This is a genomic window from Arthrobacter sp. BG3 (assembly GCF_056680185.1).
Window position 1 is genome coordinate 4,358,243 of sequence record NZ_CM155270.1, and the last position, 25,594, is coordinate 4,383,836.

Annotated in this window: 22 protein-coding genes and 1 pseudogene; 9 read left to right on the top strand and 14 right to left on the bottom strand. The window is 65.5% G+C overall.

Features of this window, described 5'->3' with window-relative positions:
- Window positions 1-45: 45 nt before the first annotated feature.
- Window positions 46-1,368 carry a nicotinate phosphoribosyltransferase gene (locus tag AC1MFL_RS19710; RefSeq protein WP_479812207.1) on the top strand — a complete coding sequence of 441 codons (1,323 nt, stop codon included), beginning with the start codon at window positions 46-48 and terminating at the stop codon, window positions 1,366-1,368.
- Here the strand turns inward: AC1MFL_RS19710 and AC1MFL_RS19715 are convergent.
- Both AC1MFL_RS19715 and hrpB read right to left on the bottom strand, forming a co-directional pair.
- Complete coding sequence (locus tag AC1MFL_RS19715; protein ID WP_479812209.1) at window positions 1,359-1,658, bottom strand: hypothetical protein; 300 nt, start codon at window positions 1,656-1,658, stop codon at window positions 1,359-1,361. The genes AC1MFL_RS19710 and AC1MFL_RS19715 overlap by 10 nt on opposite strands.
- A 376-nt stretch (window positions 1,659-2,034) precedes the next feature.
- Window positions 2,035-4,716 carry an ATP-dependent helicase HrpB gene (hrpB, locus tag AC1MFL_RS19720; RefSeq protein ID WP_479812211.1) on the bottom strand — a complete coding sequence of 894 codons (2,682 nt, stop codon included), beginning with the start codon at window positions 4,714-4,716 and terminating at the stop codon, window positions 2,035-2,037.
- Window positions 4,717-4,817: 101 nt separating this feature from the next.
- Between hrpB and AC1MFL_RS19725 the strand changes: the two genes are divergently transcribed.
- Window positions 4,818-6,332: a CYTH and CHAD domain-containing protein gene (locus AC1MFL_RS19725; RefSeq protein WP_479812213.1), complete on the top strand. Its 1,515-nt coding sequence runs from the start codon at window positions 4,818-4,820 to the stop codon at window positions 6,330-6,332.
- Window positions 6,333-6,343: 11 nt separating this feature from the next.
- Here the strand turns inward: AC1MFL_RS19725 and AC1MFL_RS19730 are convergent, their stop codons facing one another.
- Both AC1MFL_RS19730 and AC1MFL_RS19735 read right to left on the bottom strand, forming a co-directional pair.
- Window positions 6,344-7,837, bottom strand: a complete 1,494-nt coding sequence (locus AC1MFL_RS19730; RefSeq protein WP_479812215.1) for an HNH endonuclease — start codon at window positions 7,835-7,837, stop codon at window positions 6,344-6,346.
- 337 nt (window positions 7,838-8,174) lie between these two features.
- Window positions 8,175-9,188: an isopenicillin N synthase family dioxygenase gene (locus tag AC1MFL_RS19735; protein WP_479812217.1), complete on the bottom strand. Its 1,014-nt coding sequence runs from the start codon at window positions 9,186-9,188 to the stop codon at window positions 8,175-8,177.
- A gap of 201 nt (window positions 9,189-9,389) precedes the next feature.
- On the opposite strand from AC1MFL_RS19735, the gene AC1MFL_RS19740 reads away from it, so the two are divergent.
- A complete protein-coding gene (locus tag AC1MFL_RS19740; RefSeq protein WP_479812219.1) occupies window positions 9,390-10,397 on the top strand; it encodes a dienelactone hydrolase family protein in 1,008 nt (335 codons plus the stop codon).
- A gap of 182 nt (window positions 10,398-10,579) precedes the next feature.
- Here AC1MFL_RS19740 and AC1MFL_RS19745 read toward each other — a convergent pair.
- From AC1MFL_RS19745 to AC1MFL_RS19770, 6 genes and pseudogenes are all read right to left on the bottom strand, one after another.
- Window positions 10,580-11,598: pseudogene (locus AC1MFL_RS19745) on the bottom strand (prenyltransferase/squalene oxidase repeat-containing protein).
- 91 nt (window positions 11,599-11,689) lie between these two features.
- Window positions 11,690-11,992 (bottom strand): DUF4193 domain-containing protein, encoded by a 303-nt coding sequence (locus tag AC1MFL_RS19750; protein ID WP_226761767.1) that lies wholly within the window; start codon window positions 11,990-11,992, stop codon window positions 11,690-11,692.
- 500 nt (window positions 11,993-12,492) lie between these two features.
- Window positions 12,493-12,753, bottom strand: coding sequence for a hypothetical protein (locus tag AC1MFL_RS19755; protein ID WP_479812221.1), 261 nt, complete (start codon window positions 12,751-12,753; stop codon window positions 12,493-12,495).
- 432 nt (window positions 12,754-13,185) lie between these two features.
- Window positions 13,186-14,652: a cardiolipin synthase gene (gene cls, locus AC1MFL_RS19760; protein ID WP_479812223.1), complete on the bottom strand. Its 1,467-nt coding sequence runs from the start codon at window positions 14,650-14,652 to the stop codon at window positions 13,186-13,188.
- A 64-nt stretch (window positions 14,653-14,716) separates the two neighbouring features.
- Window positions 14,717-15,103 carry an SHOCT domain-containing protein gene (locus AC1MFL_RS19765; RefSeq protein WP_479812225.1) on the bottom strand — a complete coding sequence of 129 codons (387 nt, stop codon included), beginning with the start codon at window positions 15,101-15,103 and terminating at the stop codon, window positions 14,717-14,719.
- 102 nt (window positions 15,104-15,205) lie between these two features.
- Window positions 15,206-17,743: a winged helix-turn-helix domain-containing protein gene (locus tag AC1MFL_RS19770; RefSeq protein WP_479812227.1), complete on the bottom strand. Its 2,538-nt coding sequence runs from the start codon at window positions 17,741-17,743 to the stop codon at window positions 15,206-15,208.
- A gap of 260 nt (window positions 17,744-18,003) precedes the next feature.
- On the opposite strand from AC1MFL_RS19770, the gene AC1MFL_RS19775 reads away from it, so the two are divergent.
- From AC1MFL_RS19775 to AC1MFL_RS19790, 4 genes are all read left to right on the top strand, one after another.
- On the top strand, window positions 18,004-18,564 hold the full coding sequence (locus tag AC1MFL_RS19775; protein ID WP_479812229.1) for a potassium channel family protein: 561 nt from the start codon (window positions 18,004-18,006) through the stop codon (window positions 18,562-18,564).
- Between the two features lie 354 nt (window positions 18,565-18,918).
- Window positions 18,919-19,347 (top strand): DUF6325 family protein, encoded by a 429-nt coding sequence (locus AC1MFL_RS19780; RefSeq protein ID WP_479812231.1) that lies wholly within the window; start codon window positions 18,919-18,921, stop codon window positions 19,345-19,347.
- A gap of 29 nt (window positions 19,348-19,376) precedes the next feature.
- Window positions 19,377-19,685, top strand: coding sequence for an SHOCT domain-containing protein (locus tag AC1MFL_RS19785; RefSeq protein WP_479812233.1), 309 nt, complete (start codon window positions 19,377-19,379; stop codon window positions 19,683-19,685).
- Between the two features lie 178 nt (window positions 19,686-19,863).
- Complete coding sequence (locus AC1MFL_RS19790; protein WP_479812235.1) at window positions 19,864-21,282, top strand: hypothetical protein; 1,419 nt, start codon at window positions 19,864-19,866, stop codon at window positions 21,280-21,282.
- A gap of 114 nt (window positions 21,283-21,396) precedes the next feature.
- Here AC1MFL_RS19790 and AC1MFL_RS19795 read toward each other — a convergent pair whose 3' ends face one another.
- The 4 genes from AC1MFL_RS19795 to AC1MFL_RS19810 form a co-directional block, all read right to left on the bottom strand.
- Window positions 21,397-22,227, bottom strand: a complete 831-nt coding sequence (locus AC1MFL_RS19795) for a class II glutamine amidotransferase (protein WP_479812237.1) — start codon at window positions 22,225-22,227, stop codon at window positions 21,397-21,399.
- A 108-nt stretch (window positions 22,228-22,335) separates the two neighbouring features.
- A complete protein-coding gene (locus AC1MFL_RS19800; protein WP_479812239.1) occupies window positions 22,336-22,713 on the bottom strand; it encodes a PLDc N-terminal domain-containing protein in 378 nt (125 codons plus the stop codon).
- 120 nt (window positions 22,714-22,833) lie between these two features.
- Window positions 22,834-24,234: a DUF2252 domain-containing protein gene (locus AC1MFL_RS19805; RefSeq protein ID WP_479812241.1), complete on the bottom strand. Its 1,401-nt coding sequence runs from the start codon at window positions 24,232-24,234 to the stop codon at window positions 22,834-22,836.
- Between the two features lie 222 nt (window positions 24,235-24,456).
- Window positions 24,457-24,843 carry a hypothetical protein gene (locus AC1MFL_RS19810; protein WP_479812243.1) on the bottom strand — a complete coding sequence of 129 codons (387 nt, stop codon included), beginning with the start codon at window positions 24,841-24,843 and terminating at the stop codon, window positions 24,457-24,459.
- A gap of 34 nt (window positions 24,844-24,877) precedes the next feature.
- Here AC1MFL_RS19810 and AC1MFL_RS19815 point away from each other — a divergent pair, with 34 nt between their 5' ends.
- Together AC1MFL_RS19815 and AC1MFL_RS19820 are read left to right on the top strand one after the other, a co-directional pair.
- Window positions 24,878-25,087, top strand: coding sequence for a hypothetical protein (locus AC1MFL_RS19815; protein ID WP_479812245.1), 210 nt, complete (start codon window positions 24,878-24,880; stop codon window positions 25,085-25,087).
- Window positions 25,088-25,171: 84 nt separating this feature from the next.
- Window positions 25,172-25,558: an SHOCT domain-containing protein gene (locus AC1MFL_RS19820; RefSeq protein WP_479812247.1), complete on the top strand. Its 387-nt coding sequence runs from the start codon at window positions 25,172-25,174 to the stop codon at window positions 25,556-25,558.
- Window positions 25,559-25,594 lie beyond the last annotated feature (36 nt).

The following is a 25,594-nucleotide window of genomic DNA, read 5'->3' on the forward strand; positions in this document are numbered from 1 at the left end:
AGAACTTCCTGCTGACCGTCAGGGTGCCGGGGACTAGGGTGAATCATGGACACCACGCCGGCCCGGGACGGCCGCATTACGTCCCTCTTCACTGACCATTACGAACTGACTATGCTCCAGGCGGCCCTTCATTCCGGGGCTGCGGAGCGGAGGACCGTCTTTGAGGCGTTCGCCCGGGCCTTGCCGGAGGGCCGCCGGTACGGGATCGTCGCCGGGACCGGGCGGCTGCTGGAGGGCCTTGCCGGCTTCCGCTTCGGCCCGGCGGAGCTGGAGTTCCTGGACCGGACGGGCATCGTCAACGCGGACACCCTGGCCCGCCTCGCGGACTTCCGGTTCTCCGGCGACATCTGGGGCTACCCCGAGGGAGAGGCATACTTTCCCTACTCCCCCGTCCTGATCGTGGAATCCAGCTTTGCCGAAGCCTGCATCCTGGAAACGTTTGTGTTGTCTGTCCTCAACCATGACAGCGCCATTGCCTCGGCGGCTTCCCGCATGGTCAGCGCGGCAGGAGGAAGGCCCTGCCTCGAGATGGGTTCACGCCGGGCCCAGGAGGAAGCGGCCGCCGCGGCTGCCCGCGCCGCCGTCATCGCCGGCTTCGCCGCGACGTCGAACCTGGAAGCCGGCCGGCGCTTCGGGCTCCGAACAGTGGGCACGGCGGCGCATTCCTTTACGCTCCTGCACGACACCGAACGGGATGCCTTCCGGGCGCAGCTGGACTCGTTGGGGCCCGGGACCACCCTCCTGGTCGACACGTACGATGTCGAAGCGGCCGTCCGTACCGCCGTCGAGCTCGCAGGGGACAAGCTGGGTGCCGTGCGGCTCGATTCCGGTGACCTGCTGGCGCAGGCGAGGTGGGTCCGTGACCTGCTGGACAGCCTGGGCAACGTCCACACGAAGATCGTGGTCACGTCCGACCTCGACGAGTACTCCGTGGCTGCCCTGCGCGCGGCGCCGGCCGATTCCTATGGCATCGGCACGGCGCTGGTCACCGGGTCCGGCGCACCCACCGCCGGGATGGTCTACAAACTGGTCAGCCGGACCAACGACGCCGGGGAGTTCACCGCGGTCGCCAAGAGCTCCAAGAACAAGATCAACGTCGGCGGACGGAAGCATCCGGTACGCAGGCTCGACCGCTCCGGCACAGCCACCCACGAGGTCTTGGGGGTCGGCCGCCTGCCGGCAGACGAGCCCAACGCCAGGCCCCTGTTGCAGCAGTTCATCCGCAATGGCGAACTCCTGCCGGGATGGACGGGCCCGGAGGCCGTGGCACGGGGCCGCCGCCGGCACACCGACACCATGGCCGAACTGCCGCCCGTCGTGAACCGGCTTCAGCGCGGCGAACCCGCCATACCGACGATTTACGCGTGAGGCACCCGCCTCGCGTGCCGGAATCCTGCCGGCGTCACGGCGGGCCGGCCCCGGGTGCCGTTTCGGCGTTCCAGCTCCTCGGTGACGAGCCGCAGCAGTTTCCCTGCGGACTCCGAGAGGTCCCTGCCATCGTCCGGCGAGGCCAAATCCACGCACTGCAACAGGGCCGAGCGGAGCCGCACCAACTGCGAGGAGGGCACCAGGGGCCAACGGCGGAAGGAGTCGAAAATCGATCCGGCACCATGGGCATGGGCAATGGAACCGTACCCGCCGGCCAGTTCCGGCCTCATGCCGCACGCCTTCGACTGGTCTTTCCGGCTCCGAGCAGATTGTTCCCGTGCCATCCCGAATCCCGGATCATGGCCACGGCCTGAGGATCTGCGGCGGTGAGATTCCGCAGGTCCACAACAACGCCGAGGCCATACCCGAAGGAGCCTGCCCGGCGGGCGACCGCAATAAGGCCTGGAACGTTGCGAACGGTGAGTTGTCCCACCGGTGAAACGAGTGCGGATTCCGAACTGAGGTCTACGGCAACAGTGATGCCGAGTTTGCTAGTCATAGTAAAAAAGATCCCCTGCGAAGCATGTACGGCCGACTGCATGACCTCTTCTAGGATAGCCAACGCGCAGTGGGCTGCGTCACAAACACGTAACAGCTGCCCGTAATTCAGCTCGGATTCTTGGTCCGGGCGGTCGCCGGCGCGGTCCACGGGTCCTCCGGCCAGGGATGCCTGGGGTACCGGCCGCGCATCTCGGCACGGACCTGCGCGTAGGGCCCGGACCAGAACGAGGCGAGGTCGTCCGTGACGGCCAGGGGCCGTCGGGCCGGAGATAGCAGATGGAACAGCACCGGCACCTTGCCGCCCACTAGGCGCGGCGTCCGGTCCCAGCCGAAGCACTCCTGAAGCTTGACCGCGACCACCGGGCGCCCGCCGTCGTCACCGGCTTCGGGATAGTCGATTTTCACCCAGGAACCGCTCGGCACCTCCAGCCGCTCCGGGACCAGCTCACCGAGCCGGGCGGCTTCAGGCCAGGGCAGCAGGCGCCGCAGCGGGTCTGCCAGGTCGATCCCGCTCGTGGAAGCGCCGCCGGCCAGCGCCTCGAGTTCCGGGGCCAGCCACTCGTCGAGGCGGGCCAGCAGTGCCGGCTCGGACACGTCCGGCCACGGGTCCCCGAGTTCCCGGTGCAGCAGGGCAAGACGGCGCCGCAAGGCCCCGGCCGCCGTCGACCATCCAATGGTTCCGAGCCCTTCCTTCGCCAGCGCCCGGGCGACTGCCGCCCGGCCCTCGGCGGCGGTGGGACGGACCGGCGTGGAGGAAAGCACGATCGCGCCCAGCCGGCGTTCCTTCCGGGCGGTCACCCGGCCCTGGCTGAACTGGGCCTCCACGGTGTCAGCCAGGAGGTGCCGGGCGGCGGCCTCGGCCGTGTCCGCCGTCAGCGGGGCAGCGGAACGGATGACGGCGCCGGTACCGGCCGCGTCGCGCCCCTGGGCCCGGGAGACCTCAGCGACGGCGAGCCATTCGTGCCCGGACAGCGAGCTTCCGGCCGGAAGACCCGCCCGCGTCCCGGAGCTGAGCAGGTAGCGTTCCGGCCCGTCGCCGGGGACCCGGCGCGCAACGCGGTCCGGGAACGCGAGGGCGACGACGAAGCCGACCGCCTCCCGGGGCGTGACCGCGGCGGTCAGCGGAGGGCGCTTCACGCCGGAACTCTCCTGCCGTGCGATCGCCTCCATCCGCCGGACATCCTCCTTCCAGCGCCGCGAGGCCGGCTCCTTGCCCGTGCGCAGGGCGGCCAGGAGACGTGGCAGGTCGGCACCCGGGGCGCGCTGGTCGCCGGCGACCAGCGCGACGGCTTCCGCGGCGGTGCGGCTGCCCACGGCGGCGGCCCCGTCCAGCAGGGCGCGGGCCAGCCGGGGATCGGCGGGAATCCGGGCCAGCGTCTTGCCGAGATCCGTGGCGAGGCCGTCCGGAGCCACCGCACCGAGTTCCCGCAGCACCTCAACGGCCTCGTCCATCGCGGCCTGCGGCGGCGGGTCCGGCAAAGCCAGTCCACGGCCGCCGGGCGATCCCCAGCAAGCGAGAATCAATGCCGCCCCGGTGAGGTCCGCCACGGCAATTTCGGGTGTCTGGTGGGCCGGTGCGGCGCCGAAAGTCTTCTGGTCGTAGCAGCGGACAACGCGTCCCGGTCCCTGGCGTGCCGCCCGCCCCGCGCGCTGCTCGGCGGAAGCCCGGGAGCACGACACGTTCACAAGTCCGGACATTCCGCGGCTTGCGTCCCGCCGGGGTTCGCGCGACAGGCCGGAGTCGATGACCAGCCGGACGCCTGGAACGGTCAGCGACGATTCGGCGAGCGACGTCGAGACGATGATCCGGGGTCTGCCGCCGGGTTCGCGTCCTGCGACTGCGCGGTCCTGCTCGGCCGGGCCGATCTGCCCGTGCAGCTCCAGGACCTCCGCCCGGGTCCTGCCGCGCAGGTGGCCCGCGACGTAGGAAACCTCCCACGCACCCGGGACGAACACCAGGGCGTCGACGTCCTGGCCCGACGCCAGCGCACCGGCGTGCGAGGAGGCTGCGGTGTCTGCCACATGATCAAGGAAGCCGCGCGTCACCCCCCGTTCGTCGAGCCGGGGCGCCGCCGCCGGCACCCAGTCCACCTCAAGCGGATACAGCGCGGAGGGACAGTCGACGACGGGGGCAGGGCCGCCGCCGTCGTGGTCTTCTCCGGCGTGATCCCCCATGTCCCCGCCTGCGCCAAGGAGGGCGGCGAAGCGCGGCGCGTCCAGGGTCGCGGACATGGCGACGAGCGCGAGGTCGCCGCGCAGCTGGCGGACCTCGGTGAGCATGCCGAGCAACAGGTCGGTTTCGAGGCCGCGTTCGTGCACCTCGTCGAGGATGACGGCGCTGGCGGTTTCCAGCCCCGGATCCGCGAGGAGGCGGTTCAACAGGATGCCCGGGGTGACGAATTCGATCAGGGTGCCCGGGCCGGCCTGGCGTTCGCCGCGGACTGTGTAGCCGACGCGGTCCCCGAGCCGGCTGCCGTCCAGGGCCGCGAGCCGGCGGGCGGCCGAGCGCGCGGCCACCCGGCGCGGCTGGGTGACAATGATGCGCGGCACTGCCGCGCCTGCCAGCTGACGGGCGTCCGCCAGGGCCAGGTTGGCCAGCAGCGGCGGAACCAGGGTCGTCTTACCTGTCCCTGGCGGCGCCTGCACCACAGCGGTCGCGGACGGGCCTCCGGCCCGGAGCGCTCCGGCCAGCTCCTCCAGCGAGGGCGCGAACGCCAGACCGGACCCGATGACCGCCAGTTCGAAGGGCGCCGGTGGAGGGGTCAGCGGAACAGCGGGAGAAGTCACGCCTCCATTGTGCCCACAAACGCCGGGACAGCGCGTTCCGCCCGGAGACCCCGGGACTTTTGACTCCTGCGGCGCCATGACCGGCGGGCGTAGTTTGGGGCATGAGCGCCTCAGGAATGCTCGAGGTAGAGCGAAAATACGACGTCAGCGAAGATGACCAATGGCCTGCCCTGGCCTCGTTGCCGGGAGTGGACCGGCTGGGGCCGCCCGAGGAAGAATCCCTGGATGCCGTCTATTTCGATACTGCTGGCCTGGACCTGGCTTCCCACCGGATCACCCTGCGCCGGCGGACCGGCGGCCATGATGCCGGATGGCATTTGAAACTGCCGGTGGCTGTGGGGGAACGTCAAGAGTTCACGGCGCCGTTGGGAACGGACCCCCAGGCGGTTCCGCGACGGCTGCGGCAGCTCGTGCGGGTCCACACGAGGGATCTGGACTTGATTCCGGTGGCCAGGCTGAAGACCCGGCGCACTGTGCAGCGTCTCTTCGCGGCCGATGGCAGCGCCCTTGCTGAATTCAGCGATGACCGGGTGGATTCCCAGACCCTGCTGGAGCCGAAAGCCCACGCCAATTGGCGGGAATGGGAATTCGAACTCGTCGACGGTCCCAAGCGGCTGCTCAAGTCCGCAGACTCGCTCGTGGCCGCGACTGGCCACCACCGGTCGGCGCTGCCATCCAAGCTCGCCCGCGGCCTGGGCGGACAGTATCCTCCCGGCAATTCGGTGGTCCCCGAACCGGAGCCCGAGGGACCGGCCTCGGCCGTATTCCTTTCCTACCTCAGCCAGCAGGTCGAGGCATTGAAAAAACATGACCCCGGCGTCCGGGAGGACACCCCGGACGCCGTGCATCAGCTCCGGGTGGCTGCGCGCCGGATGCGGTCCGCGCTGGCCACCTTCCGGTCACTGACCGACCCTACAACGGCCGGATCGCTGCGCTCCGAACTGCAGTGGCTTGCCGGCGCGGTGGGTGAAGCCCGGGACAACGAGGTGATGCGGGACCGGGTGCTGGGCCTGATCAACTCTGAACCATCCGAATTGCTGCTGGGCCCGGTTGCCGAGCAGGTCCAGGAGCACTTCGGTACGGACGCACGTGCTGCCCGTGCGAAGGGTCTCGCTGCACTGAATAGTGCCCGATACTTCCGTCTCCTCGATGCGCTGGATGCTTTGCTGGCCGAACCGCCACTGACCGACACCGCCGCAAAGCAAGCCGTCCGTACGGTGGGCCGGCTGGTCTCGAAAGAGCGGAAACGGTTGAAAAAGGAAGTGACTGCCCTCGACGTCGATCCAGCCGAACCAACGTTAGACGCAGCACTCCACGAAGTCCGGAAGAGCGCCAAGCGGCTGCGCTATGCGGCGGAATCGTCGGCCCCGATATTCGGGAAGCGGGCAACCACGCTGGCACGGGCCGCAGAGGAGATCCAGGAGAGCCTGGGGGATCATCATGACAGCGTGGTCACCCGGGAACTGCTGCGCAAACTCGCCGCTGAAGATGCCGGCGCCAATGCGTTCACCTACGGGCGGCTGCACGCTCTGGAACAACAGGCTGGTGAGGAAGCCCGCGAGCGGTTCTTCCGCACGTGGAGCTCGTCTCCGCCCGAGCCCCTGAGCTGGAAATAGGGAGCTCTTCCTTACGCTGCCACCTGGCTGCCGTGGCGGGACCGCATGAGTTTCTTGGCTTGGTGGCGAAGTTCCCGCCGATGCTGGTGCGCCTGGAAGGACATTTCGGGAAGGCCGCACGGGGACATTCCCTGCGGTGTTCCGGGCAACGGCGGGGCCAAGGATTGGTAGGTGTGTCCGGTGGGGGTGGTGACGTTGAGGGTGTGTCTGGGTCCGGGGCTGGGGCGGGAGGTCCAGCCGGGGGTTTCTTTGGTGTGGTTGCAGGCTTCGCAGAGTCCGGCGCCGTTGGTGTGGTTGGTGGTGCCGTCGTGGTGCCAGGGGATGATGTGGTCGAAGTGGCGGATGGGGGCGTCGCAGTAGGGTGTGCGGCAGGTGGTGTCGCGGGCGGTGAGGTAGCGGCGGAGTCCGGGCGGGAAGAGCCGGGCTCTGGAGTCCATGGCGGTGAGGTCGCCGGTGCCGGGGGCGGTGTAGAGCCGGCGGAGCCAGACGTTCAGGGCTGCGTCTTCGCCGTCCGCGGCGCGGTCCCCGGCGCTGGTGCGGACGGTGTCGCCAACTTCCCTGCCGGTACCGGCTCCAGCGCTCATGCCCGTGCCCGTTCCTTCGGTTTTGAGTAGGGTGCGGGCCCAGCTGGCGGGGACGATGCCGTAGCCGGGGAGGCGGGCGGGTTCGCTGTGGCCCTGGAAGAGGGTGCGGTCGGTCATGACGAGTTGGATTTCGATGCCGCTGATCCCGCCGGGGGTGCCGGTGGTGCGTTCGATGAGGGCGTCGGCCATGAGTTGCCCGCGGGTGCGGGGGTCTCCTCCGGCGCGGAGGGTGGCCGCGTGCCGGGTCAGGGCGGCGTGGGCGGCGACGCCGGCGGCGACGGGGAGCAGTGCGGTGAGGTAGCACATGGTGTCCGGGGCCGGGCGGAGGCTGACGTGCCGTTCGGTGGCGGCGTGGCTGGCGCGGGCGGTGACGGTGCGGGGGTCCAGCCGGTAGGCGGCGGTCCGGGCTGCGGCGATGATGCCCCGGTCCCCGGTCCCGTTGAAGGTTCCGGTGTCGGCGGCGAGTTCGTCATCCACGGCGGCCCGGTCCGTCGCGGACAGGCAGGCGGTTTCCTTCACCAGCAAGGTGGCGCGCCATTCGTTGAGCTGCCCGCTCTCCAGGGCCGCGAGGGTGTGGGGCATTTCGGTGAGGAGGGCTTGGGCCAGGCCCAGGAGCCGTCCGCCGCGGGCCGGGGATTCCCGCCGGGCCAGGGCGATCTGCGCGCCGACCCCGGACCCCAGCTCCGCCGCCGGCACGCCAAGGTTCCGCTGTTCGCGGCGCTGGAGGAGGTCGAAGGCGACAGCGATTCTCGCCTGCAGTGCGGCCGTGGCGGATTTCAGGTCCTCGAGTTCCCGGAGCTGGCCGATCAGCCCGGCACTCTCACAGGCCGGGCGGACGGCAGCGAGGGAGCGGGCCACCTCGGTGACCGCCCCACCAACCGCCGCTTCCGGAACCATTTCGGGCCCCTGCTTGCCGTCCATGGAAACACACTATCGGGCACCTGCGACATTAAAAGGGGCCCCAAAAGCGGCCACCAAACATGCGAAAGAATAGCCCAATCCGGCGCATGCCAGTGCCATTCGCCCGGCGGCGTGGAGATGGAGTCTCCGGCGGCCAGCGGCCCCACACCGGCGGTTCGCTCGGACCCGCCGGTGCCGGCGTCTGGGGTTGGGGCCGCGCGCCGGGCCACCACAGCGCGATTTCGCTACTCTTCCGGGCTGGCGACGCGCGGACGATCTGGCGCTGCCGTATACCCGCAGCGCCAGCCCGTTCCCGCGTCATAGGGCCAATGGCGCCGCGGCGACTTGAGCGGGCGGGTCAGCCGTTCTGCAGATCGGAGTGGTGGGCGGCCACCACGTTGGGGTGGGCCCGCAGCCGGTAGCGAAGGGCGTTGTCCCCATACGTTTCAAGAATTGGGCTGTTCGTCGGATCAACCGACAGGCCTCGGGCCCTGGACTGGAACTCCGGGCTCACCGCGAGCTGCGGCATCGTTGCGTTCAGTGCCGGATTGTAGAAGAACGGGAGGGAGACGCGGTCGGTGCCGCGCAAGGGTGAGATCACGCGGTGCAGCGTCGCCTTGAGATAGCCGTTCGTGGCTAGTTCGAGCATCTCCCCGATATTGACGACAAATGTCCCGGGCACCTGGGGGGCGTCGATCCACTGCCCCTGGTACTCAACCTGCAAGCCGCCCTTTCCGGGCTCCACCAGCAGCAGTGTCAGCACGCCGCCGTCGCGATGGGAACCCACACCCTGCTTCGGCTCCGGGTTGGACTCCCCCGGGTACCGCACAATCTTGAGCAGGGGGAACGCCCGGGCCGCGAAAGCGTGGTCGAATGTGTCTTCGGGTGCGCCGAGGGAAACCGCAAGGGCACGTAGGAGGCTCAGCGAGATGGCACTTAGGCGCTCGGTCCACTCCAGGACGATGTCCCGCATTTCGGGGAGGGCATCCGGCCACAAATTGGGCCCTTCAAGGCGCCAGTAGTCAGCGACGCCCGGTCCCGGTTCCACGGCAGCACGTTCGACGCCGATATCGATCTGTTCCCGCCAGTCGACCGCGCCATCCGTGAGTTCGCCACCGACCCTCGTGTATCCCCGGAACTGCGGGCTGTGGACATTCTCGACCGCTAGCTTCTGCTCCTCGGGCAGCGCGAAGAAGCGTCGGGACACGCCGAGGATGGCATCCGTCAACTCCTGCGGGATCCCATGCCCGGCCAGGTAAAGGAAGCCGACCTCGTGCATGGCGTCGCGAAGTTCGTCACGGAACCGCGAGGCCTCCTCGGGGCCGGCGCTCAAACGGGAGAAGTCCAGGACGGGCAATGTTTCAAGGGGCACCTTATTAGTCCTTTTCGATGAACTTGGCAAGCTGGGAACGTTACTTTCTTCAATGTTACGGACCGGCGTTCGCAGCGGAGATTCACATGTCGAAATGAGACGGTCGGGCACACTCCGACACGCCGGCCCCAACCATATGGCGCGGCCTTGTCTGGTGACGGACTTCGGAGGAGGATGTCCGCACACCCCAGGAGGCCCTTCGTGACAAAACTTGGCAAGTACGAAAAGTACCTGATCGAGGAATTCTTCGACGATTACCGCGCCGGCGCCATAAGCCATGGCACGTTTACGCGCCGGGTGGCATTCATCACCGGCAGCATGGCCACAGCGTCGGCGGCGATGCTGCTGGTGGGTTGCGCACCGGACGAGGTTCCGCGTGGCACCGACCCCATGCCGTCACCGAGCCCCTCGCCGTCGGGCCCGGGCAAGGGCACCGGCGCCGCGCCGGGGCCCGCGACCGGTACCGCCTCCCTCGTCCCGGTGCCTGGCGCCAAAAGCCCGCTCTCCGTTCCTGAGGGTGAGCCGGGTCTGGTGACGGAAACCGTGCGGTTCCCTGCCGACGGAACCGACATCAGCGCCTACCTTGCCCGGCCGGAGTCCGGTGCCGCCGGGCCGGCGGTACTGATCTGCCACGAGAACCGCGGACTGACCGCTCACATTCAGGATGTGGCCCGTCGCTTCGCCACAGCGGGCTACGCGGCGCTGGCCCTTGACCTGCTCAGCAGGGAAGGTGGCACGGCGAAGATGGACCGCGACGCCGTTCCCGGAGCCTTGACAGCGGCTGGCGCTCAACGGCACGTGTCTGATTTCGCAGCAGCCTTCGATTACCTGCAGTCAAAGGACTTTGTCGCCGAGGGCCGGATCGCCCTGAACGGGTACTGCTTCGGCGGGGGTATCACCTGGCAGTCGGCCACGGAACTGCCCGGGTTGAAGGCGACCGCGGCGTTTTACGGGCCGTCCCCCGATCTGGAGAAAGTCCCGGCAATCAAACCGGCGGTCTTCGGCGTCTACGCCGAGCTAGATCAGCGGATCACCGGCGCACTCCCGGCGCTGCGGGACGCCCTGGCCGCCACAGACGTCCGCCACCAGCTCACGGTGTATCCCGGCGTCGACCATGCCTTCCACAATGACACCGGGGACCGCTACGTTGAGGCGCAGGCCACCGCGGCCTGGAACGACACGCTGGCCTGGTTCGCCAGGTACGTCTGAGCACGGTGTTGCACAGCTTTTACACAGGGTTTACGTGCCGTGCCTTGTGGGCCCCGGGAGCCTGCAACAGACTGGTTGGCACCAGATGAACTGATCTTTCCGTCGGGCAGCACTGTCGCCCCGGTGGACGGGCGCGGCGGAGGACTACCGGGATGACCGTGGCGACGGGCCCTCAGACAGGATTAGGGAGGCTCGCCGTTGTTGTCATACCACCGCAGGACCCTCAGCGCCCGCAGTGTGTTCCAGCGGCTGGGCCGGCCGTCGCCGTCCTCGAGTTCGAAGTGGGTCGCCCCGGGGTGGGTGTTTTCCAGGAGCCAGCTGCCGTCGGGCTGACGCTTCGATCGAAGCAGCCCGACCGCCTCGGCAACTCGCGGGTCGGGACCATCCCCGGTGGACCGGAAATACTCCAGGGCGCGGAGAACGTCGTAGTGCCAGCGGGTCGGATAGGCGAACTCCAGCCAGGCCGGGTCAATGACTTCGCCGGTGGTCTTGCGTCGGAACAGCCTCCGTTCGAGGAGGTACTCCCCGCCGCGTCGCCGCGCGTCGATGGATTCCGCTGAACCGCCGGTTGCCTGCTCATGCGCGAGGAGCCCTTCAAGAACATTGATCGTCGTCGCGGCCGACGAAACCACTGCGCCGTGCTCCGCCCAACAGTTCCAGCCGCCGTCGTCGAGCTGTTCACTGATAAGCCGGGCCACCACGCCGTCGACGTCCTGGCCAAAATAGGCTCCCAGCCCCACCGCCATGCCGTTGATGCAGGGTTCGACTTCGCCGTCGAAAAAGGGCTGGCCACCCTCTTCCCAACGGCAGTTGTCCCTGACCAGTGCCACTGTCCGGCGCATCTGGTCACTTTCAGGGTCGACGCCGAAGTCACGCAGCTGCAGAGGCTGAAGGTGGTCGCGGTCCAGGGCTGGCTTCCGCTAGCGGGTGCTTCGGGGCCGCCGGACTGACTTTGGCCGTCCGGAGCGCCGGCTCCCTCGCAAGGTTCGACGTCGGAATGGCCGCCTTGCGCGGGGAAATAGGCGCCCCCGGCCCATTGGCCGTCCTCCCCGCGCAGCGCCAGCAAGCGGGCCCCGCACCCCGCGGTGGCAACCCGTGCACGCTCGGCAGCCACGACGTCGGCCGGGGCGCCGGCCAGATCCCGCAACGCCTGCCAGCGGACGGAGGGATCAGAATCCAGCAGCCACTCCAGCACGGTCATGCGGTGCTTGTAGTGCCCGCAGCGTTTCCTTCACATAGCTTGCTGCCACTACCTCGGCGGCGGATTGCCAGCCCGCGCCCGCAGCATCGATTCACCCCTCGCAGTCAATGCAGTACGCGTGGCCGTTCTTTTCACGCGCAATTTGGGAGCGGTGCCGGACCAGGAAACAGGAATAACAGGTAAATTCGTCTTCCGCCTGCGGGATCACCTGGACCACCAGTTCCTCGGCAACAAATTCTCCGCCCGGGGTGATCGAACCGTCCAGCGAATCCGCCTCGTCCAGCTCGCTCACCACACTGCGGGCGTCGGGAGCATTGGCGGACTGCAACGCCTCCAGGGACCTGTCCTGCGACTCCTTGACGTCGGAACGTACTTCATCGTAATCAGTTGCCACTGAGGTGATTCTCTCTTCTTCGGTTTGCTGCTCGGATAGGTGTTAAACATACAGAATCGCATCCGTATTCCCTCCGGCCAGAATTTCCTCGGTCTACCACGTGCGCCAGGACGGCCGCCAGGCCGCTTCACACCCCCATGCGCGGCCCGGTTCCTTTGGTACATTCGTTAGATATTTGGCCATATTCGGGTTGAGTTTCTTTGGGGGGAATGGTGAACAAGGCGCAACGCCGCGCCCGGGTCGAGCCGCGTTGCCGTAAATGTGGTTCAAGGGTCATACCGATCTGGAAAGACGCGCGTTCGCCGGATTCCAGCCAGCCCGACTGGCGCGTGAGCGCCCGGCAGTGCAGCCGTCAGGGATGCGGATTCGACGACGCCCCGAACTGGCCCGAAGCGTGAGGATCCAGCCTCCTGGCGCCACTTGTGATGGAGCCGTGACTGGGACATCGCCGCAAATGGAGCTTCAGTTAGAACACAGCTACTGTGAACGCACCTCGTCCGTCATCGATGAAGGCTACCGCTCAAAGGCGGCAGTAACAATCCTGATTGCTTCGTTTCAGTGCAACTGTGCGGTGGCCACGAGCCCGTAATCCTGCGAGAAGCGGCCTGCGCAAGCGGTGAATCCGCTTGCCGGTTCTCGACGGTGTTCCTGACCATACGCACCAGCATCCGCTCGCGGAACAGTTCGACGGCGTGTTCGACGGCGTGTTCGACGGCGCCGAGGCTCGCGGCGGGTGCCACCATGTCCAGCCGGGTGGCCATGGGCGTGTGGATGGCGGGATCCGGGGGAATCCGGCTGCCCGGGTGTCCGCTGCCCCCAGAAGCGCCCAGTCCAAGGTTCGGTACTCTGGAACAGAACCCACCCGGAGCGCATCACCCCGGACGTGAAACTCCACAAGCCCGATATCGCGTAGCCGCCCGGGACCTTCTCGGCAACGCCGAACGGCGCCCCGGTGGCTGCCGCCGAAGGAGTGGGTCCCTTCTCGAAGACTTCGTCCTGTTCCCCCCGCGGCCACCGCACCAGCATCCAGGCATGCTCGATCAGATGACCGGCAGTCCACGCCATGGAGGCGCAGCCGCGGGCCAGCCGGCGGACGGCCTGTGCGTAGGTCTCGACCCCAGCCCAAATTGGTTGAAACCGCAAGTGATATGACGCCGCTGTTGGTCAGGACTCCCCCGCCGGACTGCGCCCCGCTACTGGAGCGAAGCGGTCAGGCGCGCCAGGTTGTCGAAGGCTTTCTCGGACACGGGCCGCCGGATCCAGTCCTCAAGCTGTTGCTCACGACTGTTTTCCCGGTACCCGTCTTCGATTTCACGGATTGCGTCCACAAATCCGCGCCCGTGCACAAGCACGGATACTTCCATGTTGAGGTTGAAGGAGCGGACATCCATGTTGCTGGAACCGATTACGGCAACCTCCTCATCGATGGTGAAGTGCTTTGAGTGCAGCACCTGGGGAGCTCGGTAAAGGTAGATTCTGACGCCGGCCCGGAGCAGCGCCTCGTAGTAGGAGCGCTGTGCGTGGTAGACCATGCTCTGGTCTCCGACCTCGGAGACGAAAAGCTCGACGCTGAGCCCGCGCCCGGCCGCCGTGACAATCGCCATCAGGATGGATTCATCCGGCACGAAGTAAGGACTCGTGATGCTGACCCGGCGTTCGGCTTTGTGGATGAGCGTGGCGTAGAGCTTCAGATTGTTGTCGTTGTCGAAACTGGGCCCGCTGGGCAGGACCTGCGCGTCAATGAGCCCAGGCCCCTGGTTGAGGACTGCGGCACTGGAATCCAGCGGCAGCAGGACATCCGTTTCGCTGTACCAGTCAGTCGCAAACACTGCATCCAGCTCGCGGACAACGGGGCCTTCAAGGCGCATCATCAGCTCGTGCCACTGGAGCGCGCGCTTCAGGTTGCCCTTCTTGTTGTAGCTGGCGTCGATAAGGTTCTGGGATCCCGTGAATCCCACGCGGCCGTCGACGACGAGGATCTTCCGGTGATTGCGCAGGTCCGGCCTCTGCCATTTGCCCTGCAACGGCCGCAGCGGCAGCATCGGGTGATATTCCGCGCCTATGTCCTGGAGGTATCTAATAGTTTCTTTACGGCCGGGAAACATCAGCCCGGCCAGGTCATCGGATAGCACCCTGACGGCGATGCCCCGTTCTGTTGCCCGAGCCAGCGCTTCGAAAAATGGCGCCGTGGTCGGATCCAACACCAGGATATAGAACTCCACATGCACGTAGCTCGTGGCAGCATCTACGTCCGCGATCATGGCGTCGAAGGTGCCGTCATAGTCAGGCAACAGCGCCGCACTGTTGCCTTTGACCATGGGCAGCGCCCCCAGGTTGCTGTTCAATACCACCGCCGAATGCAGCCACGCCGGCCAGTCGTGGCCTTGGCTGATTAAGGGGCTCCCCTCCGTCCGCGCCAGGACCAGATCGTTGACTTCCCGCTGTTTCTCCCGGCGCGACCTGGGCAGTTTCGCATAGCCGACGAGGAGATAGGCGACTGCTCCGAGCAGCGGGATGAAGATTATGGCCAGCACCCAAGCAATGGCAGAGGACGGACGGCGATTCGTCGACACGAGGACGGCCGCTACGGCCACGACGACGATATGGGCTGCCAGCAGGAGCAAAGGGATCGTTTCGGGGTTCTGGAAGAATTCGCGCACCGCTATCTTGAGGCCCTTCTGCTGGCGACGACGGTCTCCGGGATCGGGGGGACCAGAACCGAGTTCAAACCAGCAGCCTGCTCTTTATCCTCGCAAACTCATCAGGGCTGATGGTTCCGGCGTCCAGGAGAGCCTTCGCTTTGGAAATCTCATCGGCAGGACTCGCTGTCGCGCCCTTGCGGATATAGGAATCGGCATCTTCCCGGTTCCGTCGGCTGTGTTCCACCGAGCGCTCGGCCATGCCGTCGCCCCGGGCGGCCAGGTACACCAGCAGAGACACCAAAGGCAGGAAGCAAAGGAAGAAGATCCAGACCGCTTTCCACCAGCCATTCAGCCCGTGATCGCGGAAGAGATCACCAATGATCGCGAATACGCCAAAAAGGTAGGCGAAGAAGACAGTCGCGGTGAAGAACCACCAGAAGATATCCCAAAAGTTCTCCCAGAAACTCATTTGTCTTCCCTGCTTTCAAGTAATGCAATTGTCCGCGCCACTCCGGGGATGGCCATCATCCGCGGCGGGTGAATTCCGAACAGGCAACCGGGACCGTAGAGCTCAGACAATGCCGCGCTCGGCCGCAGTCTTGAGCGCGTCGCGACGCCCCGCCGCACCCAGTTTTCGGTAGATGGACCGTTCGTGCGTCTTGACCGTGTTCACCGAAATGAACAGCGCCTCAGCAATCTCAGCCGCGGTCATCACTGAACGCATGTAGGCCAGGACCTCACGTTCGCGGTCCGTGAGGGTCCAGTACGACCTTGTCCGGAGGTGGGGTTGAACTTGCGCGTGGCGTGCCATCCGGGCCGCGATGAACGACTCATGGGTGGTGCCCCATACCGCGTGCCGGATCAGCAATTCCGCGAGTTCGCTCGTCCTCTCGGCAAAGGGGCGCAGGATGGACTGAGGCTCGGCCCGATGGACTGCATGTTCTATCCGCTCGTGTGTCGTGGCCTCATCCCTGTCCCCGTGGGCCAGGAGCGCCTCTGTCAGGCAGATACTCGTGTCGAGGTAGCGGTTGCGCTGTTGAAATGTCAGGTCCCTGGCGCAGCGCTGGGCTGCGCCGGCCTCGCCCCCGCGACGCAGGAGTTCTGCGAGCAGGGTGTCCACCAGTGGCGCATTTCCCCCGGAACCCAACGGCCGGACGATCGCCAACGCACCGTCCATGTCGCCCCTGGCTTCGGCGATCTTTGCCCTCGCGATGGTGTGGAAGGCGTTCCACGACACACCGTAAAGCCCCCGATCGTGGAAGGCATCCAGGACGGCGCTGGAGTTGGCAAGATGCGATTCGTCGCCGGTGGCGCAATCAACCAGGACCCGGTAAACGACAGACACCGCACCAAGCGTCGACAACTTGTTCCCTAGACGCAGGGCCTTGGCAAGATGGGCCCGCGCGCCCTTAAGCTCGTCGCGCCAGTAGCATGCAATTCCGCGGGCCAGCCATGCGGCAGCCATCCTGTCCTGCGAACTCCTGTCCAGCTCATCTGCCCACTCCAACGCCTGCGTCGCCAGTTCGTCAGCAGTCTCGAGATCTCCGGCCACGGCATATGCCAGGGCCAGTTCCGCCTTGGCGAATATTTCCGCCTCCTCCAAATGCTTGTCGCTTCGGTCGGCCACTGCTGATTCGAGCAACACTGTGGCCTGATACGTATTGCGGTGCAGCCGGAATTCCGCCTGGGCAAGCAGGAACAGAGCTGTCGAGTAGGTGGCGGGATGGCCTTCCGAGGGGAAGTCGGGAAGTGGCCCGCCGTCGTCGGCCGGGGGGCGCGGATCCAGCCGGCTGGCCACAGGCAACGGCTCTAGGAGGCTTCGGCAGCTGTCAAGCATTCCCCGCCGCACAGAATCCAGTTCCGAGGTGCGCGCCAACGCACGTTCACTGAGTTCCGAGGCCGCGTCATTGTCTCCGTCAAGCGCCCGGCAGACGGATCTGACCATCAGCACCTCGGAGTCCTCGCTCCACGGTGCCGGTAGGTCGAGACACAATTGCTCGAGGGCAGTGGACCCATTGCGCAGCAGGAACTCAAGCCAGTGCCTCCCGATTGACGTGACAGCCTGCCGGGGCGCATGCCCCTGCAGCGCTTGATTCACCCCCTCGCAAACGTCGGTGTCCTGGTAGTACCGTGCCGCGACGCGGTGGAGCCGCTCGGCGAGAAGCGGGTCCCGCCGCTCGAGAATCCGGCGGCATTGCGCGGCGAACAGTGAGTGCCACCGGTACATGGATTCACCGCCGCAATATTCGTGCTCCTCAATGAATAGACCGTTGCGGAGGCAGGTCTCCAGCAACAGGCCGCCCTCGGGCTGGCCGTAAAGCTCGACGGCGAGCCGGCGGCTCATCCATTCGCACGTCGTGGCCTGCAGCACAAAATCCGCCAGTGGCGGGTCCAGCTGCTCCAGCACTTCCTCCGCGATGTAATTGGAAAGAGGCAGGTTCTCGGGCGGGGTGTGCGTGATCCTGCCCGGCACGTTACGGGCCTGCGCCAGTGCGGTAAGGCTCGCGTGAACGGCGACCGGCCATCCGTCTGTCAACTCCCAGAGGGGCCCGGCGTCGAAGGATGCGTCCTGACCCAGCGAATAGGCAACCTGGGCGACTTCATCCTGTGTGAAGGCGAGTTCAGCGGCACAGAGCTCCCCGAGTCCATCCCCAAACCGGTGCCTTTCCAACTGAATGGGCGGATGGCCACGCCCGGAGAGGATCACCCGTAGGGTCGGCGGCGCTGAGGCGGCGAGCACTCCCACGATCCCGCCGGCCAGCTCCGGCCCGGCCAGGTGGAAGTCGTCGATGACCAGCGCAATCGGTTCCGTGAGCTGTTCAAGGGCTCCGAGCAGGAAGTCATAGGACACAGCGCAGTCGTCGGCCAGGCCCTGTTCCAGTGCCAGCAGCGCACTGTTGCCGGGCAACGGAAGCTGGCAGGCGGCACTCTGGATAGCCCCGACCACCCCGTGGAATAGCCTTGCTGGCTGGGCATCGAATCGGTCGAGCGACAACCACCCGCACGGCAAGTCGGTGTTGCGGGCCCAGTCGCCCAAAAACGTGGACTTGCCGTAGCCGGCAGGAGCTGTGATCACGGTCAGGCGGTGAGCGTCGACGGCCGCGGTCAAAGCGTCGCCCAGCCTCGGGCGTTCCAAGGCTCCAAGACCGCGCAGAGGCGGCCGGGTCTTGGACTGCGGACCAGGCACAAATGCGGACATTCGAGTCTCTCCCACGTGTTTCATGGTAGGAGCCCGCAACTTAGTCCGACAGGGGCATAAGGTCCTTGTGGGCCAGTCCCCGGGCCCACAATTCGGGCCAGGGCAGGGATGCCGGCGCATGCGGTCTATTTATATCTGCGCGCTATATCTGCGCGGGAGTACCATCAGTCATGGCCGCTAAGCAGGGGAGCCGGAAGGATCCGGTTTTTGTCCGTGAACTCGATAAGGCGGCCAGACGCCACGTTGTTGTCGTCGCCGTCCTGCGGCTGGCTGCCTTCGTGGCAATAGTCCTCTTTTTCTACTTTGCTTTTCCAGTAGGCGGGTTCAATGAGAACAACCCGTCCGCCGCATGGCTACGGCTTGGGGGTATCCTGGTTTTCTTCCTGATCGCTTTGGCACTTCAGTTGCGCATGATCATCGAGGCTGAAGTGCCCCAAATCCGTGCGGCTGAAGCAGTCGTCGAGTCCGTTCTGATGTTTCTGTGTCTCTTCGCCTTGCTCTACGCGTCGATGTCGACGACAGACCCGTCGGCATTCACTGAGCCGCTGACCAAAATGGATGCCCTTTACTTCACCACTGTCACGTTCGCCACGGTGGGCTTCGGCGACATTACGCCGGTGAGCCAGCTCGCGCGGGCAATTGTGACGGTTCAGATGATCGCCGGCCTTGGCGCACTGGTGATGGTTGCCAAGGTCGCCTTCTTCGCGGCGGGTCGACGTCTTCGCGGCTAATTCCCTGTTCTTGCAAAGTGCCACACCCCGCACCGGACCGGCCATCGCATTCCGGGCCCCTTTCTGCGCCGGAGTGAAACTGGGGCTCACCCCGAACGGATGAGCACGGCCCCCAACGCCCAGCCTGTTCCTCCGCCGGGGTCAGGCCGCCCCGGCGATGTCCCCGCAGACACCCGCTGCGGCCGTCCGGACATGATCCTCGAGCGGGTGAACTGACCGGGGCCCCGTCCGGTCGCAGTGCGGATTTCCTGTGCCGAAACGACAGATCACCCCGGGTGGGTGGGGTTGGGCGGACCCTCCACCCGGGACAATGAGGATTGTCCCGACTGCCCTACAGGGGAACAGGAGCTTCTCATGAAGATTGGCCCATTGGAAGTGATTATTTGTGCCTTTCCGAAACCGGTAATCGACGCAACCGTCATCAAAGCACTCAGCGAGACTGTCAAGTCTGGTGCCGTGGCCCTGGCAGATTTGGCCTTGGTGAGCCGGGACGGCCAGGGCGCGGTGCACGTCCGGGACTTGCACGATGATCTGCCTGCGCCATGGTCCGGCATGATCCTCGATTCCCGGCCCCTGGCCCTGCTTAACGACGCCGACCTTGAGTTAGCGGCGGAAACAATCGGAAACAACGAGATAGCGCTGGTCGCCGTCGTCGAACACCGCTGGGCGCAGCGACTTTCGGAGGAGGTACGGCGCTCAGGAGGTGTGACAGCACTGCAGGCGAGAATCCCGCAGGAAGATGCAGTCGTGGCCATCGAAGCAGATGGCGTCACCACCAGCTGAACGGGCTACATCGACAGAAGGAACCTCTCATGCCATTTGCCAGAAGCGGCCGCCCCGGGCTGCTCGGGACCGTTGCTCGAACGGCCTCCATTTCGGGGACTGCCCAGGCGAAGGCCAACGCTGTCAATCCCCCCGCAGCGCGGCGGGAACAAAAATCAGGGCTTTGGGATGATGCGCCTGTGGACGCGGCCACGCACGCCCGAACCCCGCCCGCCCCGGCCCCGCCAGTTGGCGGAAAGGAACTTGCTGACCAGCTCTCGCGGCTCGCCGATCTGCGCAGCTCCGGCCTCCTCACGGATAAAGAATTCGCAAGGGCGAAGGCCCGACTCCTGATGTGACATCAGCCTGGGAAGCCAGGCATCCTTACCCGAAAACAGACGTTGGAGGTGGCTCCCGTGTTGCGATCAACGATTCCCGTTCCAGTCCCCGTGCTGAAGGCCGTGCCGATCCATCCGGTCCAGTCGGGCTCGAAATTCGAGTCCGCGCGACGAAACGCAGCCCAGGCGGAGCGCCCTCATGTCACTCCATGATGACACCAAGGTCCCCGGCAGCCCGGAGCAGGAAGAAATACTCCGGTTACGCGCCGAAGTTGCCCGGCTTCAGCTCGAACGCGACGACGCCAGAACGACCAGCCTGAGACCTCCAGGGCGGGGAGCAGTTTTGGCGCGCCGGATTGTCGCCATTGTGCTCGTGGTTCTGACTGCCGTCCTGGCTTGCGCCACAGTTCCTGCCCTCTATCTGCGCAGTGAAGTACTCGATACGGACCGCTACGTGGCCACCGTTGCGCCTTTGGCCTCGGATCCTGCCATTCAGGCAGAGATCACCGACAAGGTCACCAACCAAATCACCACGGCAGTTGACGTTGAAGGCATAACCCGTGATGCGATGGCGGAACTTGGCAAAGTCGCACCGCGTGTGGCCGCAGTGATCACCGGGCTGGCGCCGGCAATTGCTGAGCAGACAAAGTCCCTAATCCATTCGGCTGTGTCCAAATTCGTCGCCAGCCCGCAGTTCCAGGATCTATGGACCCAGATCAACCGGGTGGCGCACCAGGGAATCGTCAGCCTTGCCACCGGAAACACCGAGGGCACCGTCAGCATCGACCAGAGCGGCACTGTTTCGATCTCGACCAAAGAGATTATTGCCCGGGTCAAGGCTCTCCTCATCGAGCAAGGGGTGGAAATAGCGGCCAGGATTCCGGAAGTTGACACGCAAATTGCCCTGCTGCAGTCGCCGGAACTGGTCAGGGCGACAGACGCCATCCGGACACTGGACCGGACCGCCCCGATACTGGCATGGCTGACCGGACTGAGCGCCATTGGCGCCATTGCGGTGGCGCCACGGGGCTGGAGACGGCGCACCACCAGCCGCGTCGGGTTGGGGATAGCAGTGGCCATGGCAGTGCTGGCCCTCGGACTTACTATCGGGTTGGATATTTTCCTCGGAACGATCCCATCGGCCACAGTCTCCCCCGCGGCAGCTCAAAGCCTCGTTGATGCCCTGCTCACGCCGCTGCGGACCGCCGTGCGGTTTGTTTTTGTCGTGGCTTTGCTCATTGCCCTGGGCGCTTTCCTCACCGGTCATTCGCGCCCGGCCGAGTACGTCCGTCAAGGCCTCGCCCGGACAGGAGATTACCTCACTGGAAAGGTCGGCGGAGGCCAGGCCAAGCCCTGGCAGCACTGGCTGGCCCGGTTCCGGCGGATCCTGGAAGCCGCAGTCCTCGGCGTCGCCGTGCTGGTGCTCATCCTTTGGCAGTACCCCACGGCGGCCGTGGCCATCTGGACGGCAGCCCTTGCCGGGCTGGCAATTCTCCTCATCGAACTCCTATGCCGGCCTGCCGTCGTCGCTGCGCACACGACCGGCGCTGCGGCCGCCGCCGAACCCGTGACGGGGGGGCCGCCGGAGGATTCCCAGCCAACGCCCCCCATCCTCTGAACGCATTTCAGTCCTCGCACTTTGCGGGGCTTCCACGCTTGCACGGAAGCCGCGCACGTGCTGGGCGTTCGCGGGGCTCCCGAGGTTCACCGAAGGCTTGGCGCGGTGCCGGCGCTAGGCAGCTGAGGGCGAAAACGTGAACACGTCTTCTCCACCGCCGTGCACGACGACACAGGTGGCATCCGGTACCTCCCGCCAGGCACCCCGGAGATCACCCAGTGGCTCGGAGAGGACTATGCGGGTATTGTCCGAGAGCTCCTGGAGTACCGGGTTGTCCGGATACTGGGCGCGAAGCGTGGAGACATCAGTGTTGTGGAACAGTGACCGGGACCGCCCTTCGCTGGAGTACCGGAATGCCCACGTGGTGTCGCCGTCGGTAGTTGCCACGGTCATCTGAATCGGGAACTCGATTCCGTGGCGCCTTCCGGCGTCCTCGATGAATCCAACCGCTGCGGAGACGCCTTCGCGGGGGTCCCGTTCCAGACCGAAGGTGAGTGCGAGGAAGAAGAACATTTCCGAGTCCGTTGATCCCTCGATGTCGGGATAGAGCGCGGGATCCACTGCCATGGCCAATTCACGCTTCACTGTCGGAAAGTCCGTGATGAGTCCATTGTGCATCCACAGCCATCGGCCGTGCCGGAACGGGTGGCAGTTCGTCTGTTGGACCGCGGACCCGGTAGTGGCCCGGATGTGCGCGAACACCCGGCCGGCTGATGCCTGCGATGCGAGCTCGCGCAGGTTTCGGTCGTGCCAGGCCGGCTCAGTGCTGTGGAACACTCCCGGAAATGGCGCAGTTCCGTACCACCCGACGCCGAAGCCGTCCCCGTTAGTAGTCTCAACGCCCAGGCGTGCGTGCTTGCTCTGCATGACGAGCGAGTTGGCGGGTTTGTAAAGGAGCTCATCCAGTCGCACGGGAGACCCCGAATACGCGAGCCAGCGGCACATGTCATTCTCCTTCCACTCAGTCCGGAATTCCCCCCGATTCCATCAGTGCCACGGCGCCTGCGCATCATCTTCCTCGGGTGAACCGCCCGCGGCCAGAACCCTTTCCGATTAGTGGCTGAGCACCTGCTGTTTGAAGGCGGCGAATTCTTCGGCCGTCAGTGCGCCGTCGTCCATTAAGGTCTTGGCTTGGGCGATTTGTTCGGCCCGGTTGATTCCGGCCGCGCGGCGGATATATTCCTCATAATCCTCCCTGGCCACGTCGCTCCGGGCAGCCTGCCGCAGGGACATGGACTGGCCGTGGGCTATCAGATACGCCAGACCCCCGATCACGGGCAGGAAGATCAGAAAGAGCACCCAGACGGCCTTGCTCCACCCCGTGCGGGTCGAATCAGCGAAAATGTCTTTGACGATCAGAAATAGCACCACCAGGTACGAAACGTAAAGGACAAAAGAAATCATGAGCCAAAAGAAATCCCAGAAAGTCATTTAATTCCCTTTCAGCCAACTTGCTGGACGGTTCATCCCCATCCGTTTATGCCGCCAAATATTGAAGGCAGCCCGTGCCTTTCGGCACGCCGGTTCCGGGAGTCCCGACGCCAGCCGGGATCACACGCCCCGCTCCGCAGGCAACCGCCCTGACTTGACCGCCTGCCCCAGCGCCGCATGATCGGCTTCTGTTTGGTCCGCATAACTCCTGGCCCAGTCCGCCAGCGCATCATCAAATACCTCGCCGCCGCCCAGATACCCGAGGATAAAGGCGCTGCCGGCGCTTTGGGAGTGGGCCCGCGCGAGGAGCCCTCCGCACAGCCTGCCGTAGTCCTCAGTCTCCTGGGCGTTCATTTCCGCCAGCGTGAAGGAACCCTTCATGTCACGGAATTGGCGAATGTAGAAGTCCCGTTGCCGCCCGTCGTCCCCCGTCACGTCCTTTATCCAGCCCAGGAACGGGTCGGACTGCGCCTGCAGGATTCGTTGTGCACCGACCACCCGGAATCCCTGCCCGCGTGTAACCAGGTTCTTCTCCACCGGTTCGGGCGCGTGGAGAATGCCACCGTGGGTCTCCAGGACCGACTTTCCGGCTTCTTTGGCCTGCAGAAACAGCGGCTCGCCGGCAGGACCTTCAAACAAGAGCACCCAACTGCGCGTCCCCACGCTACCGACCCCCACGATCCGCCGCGCGAAGTCCACCAGGCGGTACTGGCTCAGCAACAGGGAGGTGTCCGGCCGCAGGGTGCTCCGGTACATTTCGACGAGGCTCTCCATCGCCTCGTAATCCATAACCTCAGGATGACGAACTATCGGCGGTTGGTCGACGATTCGGGGTTCACCTGATTCCGTGGTGGCTGTCAGCTTGGTGAGCACCTGTTCAGACGTACGCTGGCGGGCCTTTTTCTCCTCGGTCTTGATTCGTTTGCGCGCCGCCGACTGGCGCGCCGCAAGAAATTCCGCGTCCACCTGGAAGTAGTAGCGTTCAGTCGCCGTATGGCTGTACAGCGTTTTGAGCGCCTGCCGATAGTTGCGAACACAGGACTTCACTGCCGTGCGGCATTGTTCCTCCGTGTGGGAACTATTGCGCCCGTTCAACCAGATGCTCGCGGCGAGGCGTTTGACGTCCCATTCCCAGGGCGCCGGGTAGGCTTCATCAAAGTCGTTGAGGTCGAAGATCAGCCGTCGTTCCGGACTGGCGAAGAGCCCGAAATTGGCCAGGTGCGCGTCGCCGCTGGCAATCAGGGTGTGGCCGGTCACCGGAGAGCCGGCCAAATCATGAGCCATAACAGCGGCGGCCCCGCGGTAGAAGGAAAACGGGGTTTCCAGCATCCTCCCCACACGCACCGGAATGAGTTCCGGAAGGCGGGTGGCATGTTGCCCTTCGAGGATTCCCACGGGGTCCCGCTCCGGCAACGTGAGGGTCGCGAAGTCACGGCGAGGCAGCAAGTTCCGTGCCTCCCGCCCTGCTGCCTGGGCGCGGGCGATCGATTCCTTGTGCGCCGGGCCCGGTTCGGTTTTCACGGCCGGCCCGTGATGTAAGGGTGCGCGAATCTACCCGCTCGAGGCTTACACAAGGCCAGGGATTTGATCAGTTCTATGGCTCGCATGTCCGCATCATTGCACAATCAACGCTGGTCCGGAACGGCCCTCCGGCCTCAATCCTGCCCGTCTCCTGCCCGGAGCGGTACGGATGAGTTGGGCATGTTTCGTGGCGCCATTCCCTGGCTGCCGCGCCGTCCGATATCACCCCCCGGGGGTGATACGCACGCCCGGCTCCGGGCTAACGATGGTTCTACCTGCCAGTGATCGGGCTGCCAGGCGAATGCCCATCTGAGAGGGGTTTCCCATGTCGAGACCACAACCAGTCCTCGCACGATTGCTGGCCATCGGTGTAACGTTCGCGTTTCTCGCCGGGTGCAGCCCTGCCAGCCCGCCGGCAGGAACTTCCAGCCCACAGGCAAGTTCGTCCAGCCCGCCGGCAGGAACTTCCAGCCCACAGGCAAGTTCGTCCAGCCCGCCGGCGAGCACTTCCAGCCCGCAGCCGACCGTTTCGCCGGCCTGCGCTTCCGCCGACGCCTTTGCGGCCGCACTCACAAGCTTCAAGGACACGCTAAAGAAGCCAAGTTCCACGTTGGAGCAGGTCCATGCGGCACGGGACCAGGTCGTGACCACGTACAACGCCCTAATCAAGGACGTGGGGAGCGCGGCCAAAGAACGTGTGGACGCAGTGACAGCGGCCGAGGACAAGTTCGCTGCCGCCGTCGCCGACGTTCCCAACGACGCAACCCTCGCCGAAGCCGTTGATTCCCTGCGGGACGAAGCAGCAAACGTCCAGGGCGCGCTGAGCGACCTTGCTGCTGAAGTCAAGTGCTAGGGCCGGATTTCTTCGAGGATCTGCCGTTCGCCCGGCCAATGCTGCGTCCGCGCAATGCCACATCAAATGAAAGTAGGAATCCAAATGAGTTTCTGGGAAAACTTCTGGGACATTTTCTGGTGGTTCTTCGTCGTCTATGCGTTCTTCGCATTTCTGTACGCCCTGTGGCTCGTTATTGCTGACGTTTTTCGTGACCATCAGCTCAACGGCTGGTGGAAGGCCGTCTGGATCGTCTTTCTGGCATTCCTGCCGTTTTTGACGCTGCTGGTGTACATGGTTGCCCGCGGCAAGGGCATGGCCGAGCGGTCCAGGGAACGGGCCCGTCGGGACCAGGAGGAAGCAGACTCCTATATCCGCAGCATCGCCGCAGCGAGCCCGACCGAGGAGATTTCCAAGGCCAAGGCTCTGTTGGACGCCGGAACCATCAGCCCTGATGAGTTCCAAAGGATCAAGACCAGGGTGACAGCCTGATCCGTCCGGTCGATCTCACAGCCAGCGGCGTCTACT